The 12625-nt window shown below is 51.7% G+C and carries 11 protein-coding genes; 4 read left to right on the top strand and 7 right to left on the bottom strand.

Annotated elements, in window-relative coordinates:
• Positions 1-284 precede the first annotated feature (284 nt).
• From ACYVJQ_RS17010 to ACYVJQ_RS16980, 7 genes are all read right to left on the bottom strand, one after another.
• Positions 285-1409: a porin gene (locus tag ACYVJQ_RS17010; protein WP_460894307.1), complete on the bottom strand. Its 1125-nt coding sequence runs from the start codon at positions 1407-1409 to the stop codon at positions 285-287.
• A gap of 256 nt (positions 1410-1665) precedes the next feature.
• On the bottom strand, positions 1666-2970 hold the full coding sequence (locus ACYVJQ_RS17005; protein WP_460894306.1) for an ammonium transporter: 1305 nt from the start codon (positions 2968-2970) through the stop codon (positions 1666-1668).
• Between the two features lie 57 nt (positions 2971-3027).
• Entirely contained in the window at positions 3028-3366 is a 339-nt protein-coding gene (locus tag ACYVJQ_RS17000; protein ID WP_460894305.1) for a P-II family nitrogen regulator, read from the bottom strand.
• A 582-nt stretch (positions 3367-3948) separates the two neighbouring features.
• Positions 3949-4977 (bottom strand): potassium channel family protein, encoded by a 1029-nt coding sequence (locus ACYVJQ_RS16995; RefSeq protein ID WP_460894304.1) that lies wholly within the window; start codon positions 4975-4977, stop codon positions 3949-3951.
• Positions 4974-6968: a DNA primase gene (gene dnaG, locus ACYVJQ_RS16990; protein WP_460894303.1), complete on the bottom strand. Its 1995-nt coding sequence runs from the start codon at positions 6966-6968 to the stop codon at positions 4974-4976. Before dnaG ends, ACYVJQ_RS16995 begins: the two co-directional genes overlap by 4 nt.
• Before the next feature lie 214 nt (positions 6969-7182).
• The gene (locus ACYVJQ_RS16985; protein ID WP_460894302.1) at positions 7183-7647 is read right to left on the bottom strand and encodes a DUF6252 domain-containing protein; all 465 of its coding nucleotides are present in this window, start codon (positions 7645-7647) and stop codon (positions 7183-7185) included.
• A gap of 69 nt (positions 7648-7716) precedes the next feature.
• On the bottom strand, positions 7717-8220 hold the full coding sequence (locus ACYVJQ_RS16980; RefSeq protein WP_460894301.1) for a hypothetical protein: 504 nt from the start codon (positions 8218-8220) through the stop codon (positions 7717-7719).
• Positions 8221-8587: 367 nt separating this feature from the next.
• Here ACYVJQ_RS16980 and ACYVJQ_RS16975 point away from each other — a divergent pair, with 367 nt between their 5' ends.
• From ACYVJQ_RS16975 to ACYVJQ_RS16960, 4 genes are all read left to right on the top strand, one after another.
• The gene (locus ACYVJQ_RS16975; RefSeq protein ID WP_460894300.1) at positions 8588-9691 is read left to right on the top strand and encodes an Mrp/NBP35 family ATP-binding protein; all 1104 of its coding nucleotides are present in this window, start codon (positions 8588-8590) and stop codon (positions 9689-9691) included.
• A 5-nt stretch (positions 9692-9696) separates the two neighbouring features.
• Positions 9697-9966, top strand: a complete 270-nt coding sequence (locus tag ACYVJQ_RS16970; protein WP_460894299.1) for a NifU family protein — start codon at positions 9697-9699, stop codon at positions 9964-9966.
• Positions 9967-10161: 195 nt separating this feature from the next.
• A complete protein-coding gene (fahA, locus tag ACYVJQ_RS16965; RefSeq protein ID WP_460894622.1) occupies positions 10162-11445 on the top strand; it encodes a fumarylacetoacetase in 1284 nt (427 codons plus the stop codon).
• 9 nt (positions 11446-11454) lie between these two features.
• Positions 11455-12366 (top strand): flavin reductase family protein, encoded by a 912-nt coding sequence (locus tag ACYVJQ_RS16960; RefSeq protein ID WP_460894298.1) that lies wholly within the window; start codon positions 11455-11457, stop codon positions 12364-12366.
• Positions 12367-12625: the final 259 nt, after the last annotated feature.

Below are 12625 nucleotides of genomic sequence, written 5' to 3'. Positions count from 1 at the left end.
CAAACACCAGATATGTCAGAAATACATTTATTAAGGTTCTACTATATTCTCGCTGGCAGTTTATCAGAGGTTCACCCGCTGGAAGTGTAGTGTCCCTCACCTTTTCTACTAAGATTTCGGCCCTGCATTTTCTCTTTTTGGCCGTTATTGTCAGGCATACTCTATAGGTTAAAGTAATAACGCAGAAATGCGTTTTGGGCCTGTTTTTCAGAAAACAGGCCCAAAACGCGGTATGGTAAAAGTTAGTAAGTTTTCTTCGGGTAGGTAAGTATGGCGTAAGAGGCTTAGTTCATGGAGAAGGAGTAGATGAGGGTGGCACCCACCGTGGTTTGGGTTTTCTTGGAGAAATTACCGCTGGCATCTTCAAAGAAGGCGTCCTTGGCTTTATCAAACCGCACCTCGGGCTTCACCAACAAATTACTCCCGGCCAGTTTGATGTTGCCGGTCACGGTATAGGAAGCCACCTCTAAGGGCCCGAAGTAGCGCACGCCCTCTGGGTCTGCGAAGTACTCTCCCCTAAACCCCAGGCCAAACTTATCAGAGAGTTCATAGCTGGCGTACAGCGCCCCTCCTCCCCAGGTGGCATCACTTGACCAGGCATCTTCTTCGTTCTCGGTCACGGTCCCGGTATAGAAGGAACCATAGGCAGCATTCACGCCTACTTTAAAGGCTTGAGTTACCTGTAAAGAAGAAGTAAGGTCAAATAGGCTGGTGTAGCTGCCCTTGGTGCCCCCAAAGTTGGAAAGGGTGTTGTATTCATCGCCGCCTATCCAGTTAAGGTAAAGGCCCAGGCCCTCAAAGGGGGTTAAATGCACCTGCGCCGCCACTGATTTTTTATCATTGAAATCGCGGAGCCCGTCCCAGCCGTTCACCACGCCCAGCATAAGGCCTACTTGCGGACTGACGGTGTAGTCCAGCTTAACGCCTGTGTGGTAAAAGGGTCCGTTGCCAAAGAGGTAAGAAAGGCTGTAGTTGTAGTTGAGCGGGGCGTCTATGAGTTCATAGCCAATGTGGGTGCCGTACTGCCCGGCCGTAAGTTTAAGCTTGTCTGTGACGTCATAGGCCAAATAGGCCTGTTTGATGATTTTACCCGTACCCGTGTTCCCAAAGTTGCCCAGCTCCGCGTTAGGCCCGAAGGTAAGATCTGCCACAATGGTAGCCTTGTCTTTGGAGTAGGTGAGCAGGGTCTGCAACAGGCCCAGGGAGATGTTGTTGTGGTACTGGTCAAAAATGCGGCCCTGGTTTAGGTCTGACTGTGGTTTGTTGAGGTTGTACTGGTAGAAGACATCGGCGTAGCCGCTGATGTTAAACTTACCCGGCGCCGGTTCATGCATTGGTACTTCCTGAGCAATGGCTATCTTTGCCGTGGCTAAGAGCGCCACCGCCGTAAAGGTGTAAAGCTTTTTCATACGGATTCTGGAAATGGTTAGGAATATTCTTAGGAAAGGTGTTCTGCCGTAGGCCCACCGGTGGCATCCCCTCAAATTGCCGTTTGAGGAATAAGGAATTTACCGCGAAGGGAAAACAACGAATTTGTCAGGATCAGGGAAAGGCTGCCCGCCGGGCGCCGTCTCTTTGCCAGGGTAAAAGCAGGGGTAATGCCTAGATCGCATTACCCCTTGTTTTTACGCCCATGTCAAGGGAAAGGGAATCTTATTGTTTTTCTTAGGCCGTCACGGCTGCTCTGGCAGGTATCTGAGGCACAGTCACCTCCTCTTTTTCGGGCATGCTGATTTCATACCCCGGGGCGTTGATGTCTGGATAAGCATGCATCTTGTGCTCATGAATGTCAAGGCCATCTATTTCTTCACGCTCAGACACCCTAATGCCCATGGTGAGTTTGAGCACATACCACACCGCAAACGCAAACCCGAAGGAGAAGACCGCCACGGCCCCCATTCCTATCAATTGGCTTAGTAATTGTTGCACCCCGGCCAGTTTCCCAAACAAGCCCACGGCCAGCGTGCCCCATAGGCCACACACCAAGTGCACCGAAAGCGCTCCCACCGGATCATCTAGTTTCAGTTTGTCAAAAAACACCACACCCAACACTACCAGGGCTCCGGCCACGCCGCCAATCACTACTGAATCTACCACGCCCATTTGGTCTGCGCCGGCGGTAATACCCACCAAGCCCGCCAGAATACCGTTTAGCACCATGGTAAGGTCATTTGATTTGAACAGCAGGTTAGACACCAGGCAGGCACCCATGGCCCCTGCGGCGGCAGCTAAACTGGTCATCACCAATACCCTTGAAACCGTACCTGGCTCAGCGGACAGCACTGAGCCGCCGTTAAACCCAAACCAGCCCAACCACAGAATAAATACGCCAATGGTAGCCAACGGAATGCTGTGCCCCGGGATGGGTCTCACTTTGCCTTCCACGTATTTACCGATTCTGGGCCCCAACAGCATGATACCGGCTAAGGCTCCCCAGCCCCCCACAGAGTGCACAATGGTAGAACCGGCAAAGTCATAGAACGGAGTAGACAATGTGTTCAGGAACCCTCCGCCCCATTTCCACATGCCCACTATAGGGTAGCACAGGCCTACAAACAGAACAGAGAACACCATAAAACTGGAGAATTTGATACGCTCAGCCACTGCCCCAGAGACAATAGTGGCCGCCGTGGCTGCAAACATGCCTTGGAACAGGAAATCAGTCCAGAAGGTGTAGCCCGCATTGTAGGCCGAGGTTTCACCACCCTCGGGAAGTGTAATCCCAAACCCCGCAAAGCCAAAGAAGCTACCCGCAAAGTCTGCGCCGGGGTACATTAAGGAGAACCCCCAGAGCGCGTAAGCCAGCAGGCCAAGGGGCGGAATCATGCTGTTTTTAAACAAGATGTTCACCGTGTTTTTAGAGCGGGACAAACCCGACTCCAGCGTGGCAAACCCCAGGTGCATAATGAAAACCAGGAAGATGGACACCATCATCCAGACGTTGTTGATGACGAATAATTCTTTTGACATGGTACTAGTAATTAGTGAGTAAGAAATGGTTTGTTAGTTGGTTGATTGGTCTTGGTTCTAAAGGGCAAGCTCGCCCACATCTCCGGTCCTGATCCGGATCACTTCTTCCACATCCAGGATGAAGATCTTGCCATCTCCCACCTTGCCGGTAGTAGCCACTTTGAGGATGATGGACACCACCGCGTCTACCTGCTCATCTGGGGCAATGATCTCTACCTTGGTCCTGGGAATAAACCCCACGTTATAGGTGGTACCACGGTACACCTGGGAGGCCCCATGCTCCAGCCCGAAACCTTTCACGTCATAAGTAGACATGAACGGAATTCCAATCTCCGCTAAGGCTTCATACACCTCCTCAAATTTGGACGTTCTAATGATTGCTTCAATTTTTTTCATAAACACTATTTTAATTTTTGACCTGTTTTTAAAGGGTCTATTTTCATTATTTATGTTGAATATAGAAAACACCTCCTTAAATCCAATAGTCATTTTTACGTACTACTACCATAATCTTAGCATTTAACCCTATTTTCTGAAGGCGTATCTATTTTTACATCCAACCTATTTTTCTATTTCTTTTCTAATACCATCAAAATTTTTAACGGGCCTTCTAATTTTGACGATGTTTTCATACAGACATTCTGTTTTTATATAAAACACAACCAAAAACTTACTTTTATGGGGATACCATATGATTATCTGTTTTTGGTTGAAAATTTTTTATTTTTTTTAAATTTTATCTAAGGATTAGGAAGAACTAGAAAGCGGGAGGTTGAAAACCCAGTGGTTGGGCCACAGAGAGTACCAGAGGTAAGAAAGAAAGAGAAAGGCTACAAGAGAGGGGAAACACCTATAAAAAGAGCCCCGCTGTTTTTGACCTATTTTAAGAAAAACAGGCCTATAACAGCAGGGCACGTAATAGCTGCAACAGGAGCTATTCGCTACGGTTGTCCTTAAAAGACAAGAAGATTAGGCTTGCTACACTCCTCCGGTGGAGAAGGCTCTGGTAAAGGCTTCTATCTGACCCGGGGCTCCCAATAAGATAAGAATATCACCGGCCTGTAACAGGGTCTCAGCGTCTGGACTCACCAGAAACTCGCTGCCATGCCGGTTTAAGCCAATGAGGGTGGCACCGGCGCTGTTTCTCAGGTTCAGTTCCCTAATGGTGAGGCCCTGCAAATCCGGGTCTAGTTGGTGCATGTGTACTTCCTCCAGGTGCATTTTCTTGGGTCCAGCCCCGTTGAGCAGGCTAAGGAAATGAATGACCTGGGGTTGCGTGATCAGGCTGGCCATGTGGCTGCCTCCAATCTCATCTGGCATGACCACATGGTTCGCCCCAGCCCTGAATAGTTTCTGTTCGGTAGTTTTCTTGGAGGCCCGGGCAATAATGGCCAGGCTGGAGTTCAGGCCCCGGGCAGTGAGGGCCACAAAGACATTATCGGCGTCTTCGGGTAACGTAGAAATAAGGGCCTTGGCCTGGCAAACCCCTGCCTGCTCCAGCAAGAGGTCTTCAGTTGCGTCTCCAGCCAGAAACCGCAATACCCCTTCTGGCCGGGGTTCACCGGAAAAGAGTTCCTGGTTTTTCTCAATCACCACAATGCTCTCCCCGCTGGCCAGCAGGTCACGGGTGGCCTTGGAGCCGTTCCGGCCATAGCCGCACACAATCACGTGGCCGCTAAAGTTCTTGATTTCCCGTTCGTTCATATAGCTTTTCCAGATGCTGCGGAGTTCGCCCTCAAATAGATACGTAGAGATGACGGAGATTGTATAGGCCAGAATGCCAATGTTGACCAGGATGTAGAAAGCCGTAAAAAGCTGGCCCTGCGGAGAGAGCGGGTGCACTTCGGCGAAGCCGGTGGTAGAGACGGTGATTACCGTCATGTAAAACGCCTCTAAGAAAGTGTAGCCCTCTAAAAGCTGGTAGATGACGGTGCCGGCCACAAGGCTGAAAAAAATCAACCCGAAGGACCAGAACAGCCGGTACAGCTTTAGTTGGCGCCATTTCATCTGCTTACCACAATGCCCAGTAGATCTGCTATTTGTTTTTCAAATTCTTTCAACGCCTTGATGGTGCGCAGGCATTTGTCCAGTTCCGGCGCATTGGTGAGGTGCGGCAGGGTGTCCATCTGTTCTTTGATCATTAGCTGCACGTTGCGCCATTTCAGGCGCAGCACCTCGCGCTCAGAGCCATAGGAAACCAAATCAGCCTCACGGGGTACAAAGATCTCATGGCTGGCCCACCCATCACTGAGCTCGTATTTCTCACTCACCAGGTCTATTACCTCATTACGTATTTCTTTGTCTTCATGCTGCATGAACTCAGCGGCGGTAGGCATAAAACCCTGCTCCAGCTTGAGGCGGCACATATCAAAGAGGCGCTTGTAAATGGGGGTCTTGAACTCAATGTCCTCCAACTCACCCAGCATGAACTGGCTGGCGGTAAGGCCTTCCTCTATTTCTTTGTCTGCGTAGTTTAGGATGAACCGGATCACTTCGCGCTCGCGCCGCTTGAGCAGGTCACTTTGCGAGGAGTCGGGCTGGTCTTCGTCCTCGTACATGGCTGCCTCGGCTGCCGCGGCGGCTTCTGCTTCTGCCGCCATTTCCTCAAAAGAGCCGGGCGCGTAGGAAGCCGGTGCATTCCCGTAAGAAGAACCCTGCGAGGGTTGGTTGCGAGCGTTCTTCTGCTCCGTGAGGTGAATCTTGTTGTACTCAGAGATCAGCACCTGCTCATCAATCCCGAATTGGATACTACACTGCTTCAGGAACACCGACCGCTTGATGGCGTCCGGAATCTTGGCAATAGACACCACCATCTCCCTGATGGCCTCGGCTTTCTTTACCGGGTTGTCCTTGGCTTCCTGGGCGTAGAGCTCGGCCTTAAACGAGATAAAATCCTGGCTGTGGGCCTTCAGGTGGGCCTTAAAGGCGGTATCGCCTACTTTCCGGATGTAGCTGTCAGGGTCATCGCCGTCTGGGAACAACACCACGTCTACGTTCAGGCCGCCCTCCAGAATAAGGTCAATGCCGCGCAAAGAGGCTTTGATACCGGCGGGGTCGCCGTCATACAGCACGGTGATGTTCTTGGTGTAGCGGCCAATCAGCTTGATCTGGTTCTCGGTTAAAGACGTGCCCGAAGAAGCCACCACGTTCTCTATGCCGCCCTGGTGTAGGGACAGCACATCCAGATAGCCTTCTACCAGGTAGCAGACATCTTCCTGCCGGATGGCCTGCTTGGCTTGGTACATACCATAGAGCACATCAGATTTATGGTAGATGGGGCTCTCTGGGGAGTTGACGTATTTTGGCGATTTCTTGTCGTTGCTCTTGAGCGTACGGGCCCCAAAACCGATAGTACGGCCGCTTACGTTCTGGATAGGGAACATCACCCGCCCCCTGAACCGGTCATACTGCTTACCTTCTTCCTGCTTGACAATGGTAAGGCCGGTTTCCTCCAGATATTTAAGCTGGAAGCCTTTGTCAAGGGCCGCCTTGGTGAAATCATCCCAGCTGTCCAGGCTGTAGCCCAGCTCAAATTTCTGGATGGTGGCCGCCGAGAGGCCCCGCTGCTTGAAGTAGGGCGCACCTATGCTCTGGCCCTCGTCGTTTTTGTGCAGCGCCTTTACGTAGTATTCTTTGGCAAAATCAGAGATAATGTAGAGGCTGTCGCGCTCGTTCTGGGCCTGGACGGCCGCTGGACTCTGGTCCTCCTCAATGTCTATGCTGTATTTCTTGGCCAGGTACTTGAGCGCCTCTACGTAGCTGGTGCCCTCAATGTCCATGATGAACTGCACCGAGTTACCCGCCTTGCCGCACCCGAAGCACTTGTAAATGCCTTTGTTGGGCGCCACGCTGAACGACGGGGATTTCTCATGGTGGAATGGGCAGCAAGCCCACATGTTCTGGCCCTTCTTCTTCAAACTCACAAAATCACCCACTACCTCCACAATGTCGGCTTGCAGGATGATCTGGTCAACAACTTCTTTCTTTATCAGGGCCATGGGTACTTAAAGAGACGCAAGCAGGTAGTATCCAGGGGCAGGGCCACCAACTACAAGCGTTTGGGTTAGAAGACAAAGATACGGTGCAGGTTCAAGTAATCATTGTCTACCTTAAGTTGCAGAGGATAAATAGAAAAAGCCAGCTACCAGAGCTGGCTTTAGGTAAGATTTCTGTTTTAAGCCTGTTTTACTAAAAACAGGCCTAAAACAAGAATTAAGGCTTAGATACTACCCCTTGAAATTTGCCTTCGGTGAAGGACAGCGTTTCTGGCCCATTACCTGAACCGGTGGTTTTCCTGGCTTTGAAGGCAAAGACACCTTTTATGGTCCCTGTCTCTGGATTATATTCAGTGACAGTAAGGTAAGAGGCCTGGTCTTCAGTGGATAGGTAGCTAGAGGTAACGGCATCACCGCCCACCAAATCATTATACCTGCCCAAAAAGGTATCAGGGCCGTAATGCCCTACGCCTGCAAACTTGACTTTCAAAGAAATAGCGCGGTTCACTTCCCACACACTTATGCTCAAGGAATCCTGGTAGATAGAAATCCCCGGCTCTCCGCTCCAGGTGACCCCGTCTTTCTGAACGGAAAAAGATTTTTCAGGCTCCGGCTCTTCCTCTTTACAGGAAAAGAGCAATACCGGAAAAATAAGCAACAGCAGCAGACAGAGGTTTTTCATATAAGAGTAGGTGGGGTAAGTGGCATTTAAAAGAGCCTGAAGGGCCGTCGCTTTGGAATCTGTGATAGATTATGGTCCTGTAACGGTTCCCTCAAAGGTCCCGCCGGTAAATTCCAGGATCTCCGGCGAAGGCGGCGAACTGTTTTGGGACTTATTCAGGGTAAACTGGAAAGAGCCTTTGATGGCCCGGGTCTGTGGATTCCACTCCAGGATCCTGAGCTCAGAATAATCCTCGGTGCCGGAAAGGTAGTAGTCATTGATGAGCGTGCCATTGATGGATTCATAATAAAAGGCCATGCCGTCTTTGCTGAACCGGTACTTGCCCACTCCCTTAAAATTGACCTGGATGGTCAACTTCCCGTCTACCTGCCCATTCAGGTTATAGAGACGCACGGTTAAAGAGTCAACGTTGGTCACCTCATTATGCGAAAGAAGAATAGAGGGAGCCTTTTCAGATTTCCAGACCAGGCTTTTCTTGGAGGGCAGTTCCGTATCGGGCCGGGGCTCATCTTCTCCGCAGGAAAAGGAAAGCAGGGCCACCAGGCAGCAGAGCAATAGATTAAGCTTTTTCATGTTCTTGTTCATAGGGGGCAGTAAAAGAATTACGTATAAAAACTTAACCTGAAATTGCGGCTAAATAGTGCCTTTTCCTACCCAAAAACTTAAAGCTCCACTTCAAGGGGAGTTAGGTGATCATGGCACCGCAGTCACCTGAAAGAGCAAGCCTCCTATCCTTTGCCGGAGGGTACAGGCCCAGCTCGCCGGCCCGGCCTTTTGGTTTAATCCCAAGACCCTCCTACCCTGTCTATGGTTGCATACCTATGCCACTATTTCTGTTTTGGCCTTACTTTTTGGAAACCAGGCCTAAAACGGGTATTTGTTTCTTCTTACCTCTATAGTTTGTACCTTTACAGCAGTGATTTTAAGCACTGAACCTGTTATGGCAATAACTCAAGAAGACGTATTAAAAGCCCTCAGCTATGTAGAGGAACCAGACCTTGGCAAAGATCTGGTGACGCTTAACATGATTGAGGACGTACAGATAGACGGGCTGGACGTTTCCTTCACCGTGATCCTTACTACCCCGGCCTGCCCGTTGAAAGACCTGATCAGAAACGCCTGTATCAGAGCCATTCACACCATGGTAGACAAGAACGCCAACGTGACGGTAAACATGACCTCGCGCGTGACCACGGCCCGGCAAGACAACGCCAACATCCTCAAAGGCGTGAAGAACATTATTGCGGTGGCTTCTGGCAAAGGCGGCGTGGGCAAATCTACAGTAACCGCTAACCTGGCCGTGGCGCTGGCGCAGTCGGGCGCTAAGGTTGGCCTGGTAGACGCAGACATCTCCGGCCCATCCGTACCTACCATGTTTGGCGTGGAAGATGCCCGTCCCAGAATGCTTCGTACCGACGATGGCCGCAACATGATTGAGCCCATTGAGAAGTATGGCATCAAGCTGATTTCCATCGGTTTCCTGACCCCTGCCGAACACGCCGTGGTATGGCGCGGGCCTATGGCTAGCTCGGCCCTTAAGCAGTTTATCACGGAGGTAGACTGGGGCGAACTGGATTATCTGCTCATTGACCTGCCCCCGGGAACCAGCGACATTCACTTGACGTTGGTACAGACAGTACCGGTAACAGGTGCCATCATTGTGACTACCCCACAAAAAGTAGCCATAGCCGATGCCCTGAAAGGTTTGCAGATGTTCCGGCAGCCGCAAATTAACGTTCCTGTTCTGGGTTTGGTAGAGAACATGGCCTACTTCACGCCAGCTGAGTTGCCAGAGAACAAGTATTATATCTTTGGCCAGGGCGGCGGACGTGATCTGGCAGAGCGCTACGGGGTTCCATTTATTGGCGAAATACCGTTGGTGCAGAGCATTAGGGAGAGCGGCGACCAGGGCGCCCCCCAAATTCTGCAGGAAGGCACGCCGGCCTCTGTTGCCTTTGAGCAAGTGGCCCAGGAAGTTGCCCGCCAGATATCTGTGCGGAACGCCAGCATGGCCAAAACCAAAGTAGTAGAAATTAAAGCGTAAGCATTATGGTAGATATCGCACAAAAGGAAATCTTGATTCAGAAGGTAGAGCAGGCGCTGGACACCATCCGGCCCTACCTGAAAACGGACGGCGGAGACGTGAAAGTGCTGAACATCACCGAGGAGAAGGTAGTGGAGTTGGAGCTGCTGGGCGCCTGCGGTTCCTGCCCCATGTCTGCCATGACCTTTAAGGGCGGTATTGAGCAAGCCATCATGCGGGCAGTGCCCGAAATCAAGGGCATTGTAGCTGTGAACCTGACCCCATTAGACGTGTAAGCACGCTTCTTACTGTATTTTCATCGCCCGCTGGCGGCAGGAGCTTTTGCCCCTGTCGCCAGCGGGCGATGTCGTTTTGAGCCTGTTTTGGCCAAAACAGGCTCAAAACGGAAAGCATGCCATCAAGGCGGGTGAACAAAGCCCTTCCCTTTTCTCCAAGACTTTCTATCTTTGTCTATCAACCTCTCCTACGCCATGCTCAACGCCAACGACCCTTCGCTGCACTCCTGGATTCAGATTGCCCCAGACAGTGACTTCCAGATCCAGAACCTTCCCTTCGGGATTTTCAGGGCCCAGGACCGGGATCCGCGCGTGGGCGTTGCCATTGGCGAGTACGTGCTGGATGTGTACGTGCTCACCCAGCACGGGCTGTTTGACATGTTGGACGTAGAGGACCCCACCGTATTCCACCGGCCGTACCTCAATGACTTTATGGCCTTGGGCCGCCCCATCTGGCGCCAGGTGCGGGGCCGCATCTCTGAGCTGCTGCGCAATGACAACCCCGAGATACGCGACAACCGCAAGCTCATGGCCGAGTGCCTGCTGATCCAGAAGAACGTGGAGATGCTCATGCCGGTGCACGTACCCAATTACACAGATTTCTACTCCAGTATAGAGCACGCCACCAACGTGGGCACCATGTTCCGGGACCCGGCCAATGCGCTGCTCCCCAACTGGAAACACTTGCCGGTGGGCTACCACGGCCGGGCCTCGTCCATTATCCCGTCTGGTGTGCCCATCAGAAGACCCAAAGGCCAGATGAAACCCGCCGACGCCGATGCCCCTATCTTCGGGCCTACCAAACAGCTGGACTTTGAACTGGAGGTAGCGTTTATCACCGGCCAACCCACCGAACTGGGCAGCTCTCTTACCACCGCTGAGGCGGAGGAATACATCTTCGGGATGGTGCTCTTCAATGACTGGTCAGCGCGGGATATCCAGGCTTGGGAGTACGTGCCACTGGGGCCGTTCCTGGCCAAGAATTTCGGGTCTTCCATCTCACCCTGGGTAGTTACCTTAGATGCCCTGGAGCCATTCAGGGTGCCCGGTCCGGTACAGGAACCCAAAGTACTGCCGTATCTGGAATTCAGTGGCAACTACAACCTGGACATCAACCTGGAGGTATCCCTGCAGTCGCCTACTATGGATCAGGAGGCCGTGATCTGCCGCTCCAACTACCGCCATATGTACTGGAACATGAACCAGCAGCTGGCCCACCACACTATTAATGGCTGCAACATTGAAGTAGGTGATATCTATGCCTCGGGTACCATAAGCGGTCCTACGCCAGACTCCTACGGTTCTATGCTGGAATTGACCTGGCGCGGCACCAAACCGCTGCACCTGCCAGACGGCTCTGAGCGCAAATTCCTTCAGGACCATGACATTGTCACCATGCGCGGCTACGCCCTCAAAAACGGCGTTCGGGTAGGCTTTGGTGAGGTTACCACAGAGATTTTGCCTGCCATTTCCATTTAAGCTGAAAGCATGAAAACGTTTGACCCTAAAGAGATTTCTACCGGTGAATTTCACAGCCTTATGCTGGGCACTATAGCCCCGCGGCCCATTGCCTTTGCCAGCACCGTAGACAACCAGGGAAACGTAAACCTGAGCCCATTCAGCTTTTTCAATTGCTTTGGGTCTAACCCACCGGTACTTATCTTCTCCCCCGCCCGCCGGGTGCGTGATAATACCGGCAAACACACCCTAGAGAATGTGCTGGAGACCGGTGAAGTAGTCATTAACATAGGCAATTACGCCATGGTGGAGCAAATGTCGCTGGCCAGCACCGAGTATGACAAGGGCGTAAACGAATTTGTAAAAGCCGGGCTTACCCCTGTGCCCTCCACCAAAGTAAAACCGCCCCGCGTGGCCGAGGCGCCCGCTGCCTTTGAGTGCAAGGTGCTGGAGGTAAAACCCATTGGCGACCAGGGCGGCGCGGCCAACCTGGTCATCTGCGAAGCCGTGCTGCTGCATGTGCATGACGAGGTCTTCAGGACCGATGGCAAAACCATTGACCCCGTCAAACTAGATGCCGTAGCCCGCCTGGGCGATGACTGGTACCTACGTGCCACCGGCGACTGCCTGTTTGAATTGCCCAAGCCTGTGAGAAACAAAGGTATTGGTATTGATCAACTACCGGCGCACATCAGGAACAGCACCGTTCTAACCGGCAACAACCTGGCCCGCCTGGGTAACACAGAGGCCCTGCCTTCAGAGGCTTCCATCCAGGAATTCGCGCGGGAACCCATGTTCCGGTACCTCATGCAAACCCACCAGCAGAACCCAAAAGAAAGAGAACGCCAAATCCATCTATTAGCCCAACGCCTCCTAGCCGAAAGCCAGGTGCAGGAAGCCTGGAAAGCCCTGCTCACCCTTTCACTACCGCAAAAAGGGTAGAACTGTTTTAGGGCCGTTTTTGAGAAAACAGGCTTGAAACGCGTTAAGGTAAAAGAAACTATGTCTGATTCTGTAGGGGCAATCCCTTGTAATTTCCCTACAACGGCTGCAAATGCAAAAGGGCAACCACAAGGGATTGCCCCTACATGCACTTAAAATTCAAAACCCGTTTTGGGCCTGTTTTTCAAAAAACAGGCCCAAAACGGGTTTCTTGATTATGGTTACTTAATCCTGAAAATTAAACAAATCCAGAAAATCC

The sequence above is a fragment of the Rufibacter soli genome (genome assembly GCF_054781795.1).
The sequence above is the reverse complement of the archived record's forward strand: the minus strand, read 5'-3'. Positions and strand labels throughout refer to the sequence as shown.

What these genes read in the sequence shown, in the direction of transcription:
- ACYVJQ_RS17000 (WP_460894305.1), bottom strand. Translation starts at nt 3,366, where the DNA reads ATGAAAAAAATTGAAGCAATCATTAGAACGTCCAAATTTGAGGAGGTG.
- ACYVJQ_RS17005 (WP_460894306.1), bottom strand. Translation starts at nt 2,970, where the DNA reads ATGTCAAAAGAATTATTCGTCATCAACAACGTCTGGATGATGGTGTCC.
- ACYVJQ_RS16980 (WP_460894301.1), bottom strand. Translation starts at nt 8,220, where the DNA reads ATGAAAAAGCTTAATCTATTGCTCTGCTGCCTGGTGGCCCTGCTTTCC.
- dnaG (WP_460894303.1), bottom strand. Translation starts at nt 6,968, where the DNA reads ATGGCCCTGATAAAGAAAGAAGTTGTTGACCAGATCATCCTGCAAGCC.
- ACYVJQ_RS16970 (WP_460894299.1), top strand. Translation starts at nt 9,697, where the DNA reads ATGGTAGATATCGCACAAAAGGAAATCTTGATTCAGAAGGTAGAGCAG.
- ACYVJQ_RS16975 (WP_460894300.1), top strand. Translation starts at nt 8,588, where the DNA reads ATGGCAATAACTCAAGAAGACGTATTAAAAGCCCTCAGCTATGTAGAG.
- fahA (WP_460894622.1), top strand. Translation starts at nt 10,162, where the DNA reads ATGCTCAACGCCAACGACCCTTCGCTGCACTCCTGGATTCAGATTGCC.
- ACYVJQ_RS16995 (WP_460894304.1), bottom strand. Translation starts at nt 4,977, where the DNA reads ATGAAATGGCGCCAACTAAAGCTGTACCGGCTGTTCTGGTCCTTCGGG.
- ACYVJQ_RS16985 (WP_460894302.1), bottom strand. Translation starts at nt 7,647, where the DNA reads ATGAAAAACCTCTGTCTGCTGCTGTTGCTTATTTTTCCGGTATTGCTC.
- ACYVJQ_RS17010 (WP_460894307.1), bottom strand. Translation starts at nt 1,409, where the DNA reads ATGAAAAAGCTTTACACCTTTACGGCGGTGGCGCTCTTAGCCACGGCA.
- ACYVJQ_RS16960 (WP_460894298.1), top strand. Translation starts at nt 11,455, where the DNA reads ATGAAAACGTTTGACCCTAAAGAGATTTCTACCGGTGAATTTCACAGC.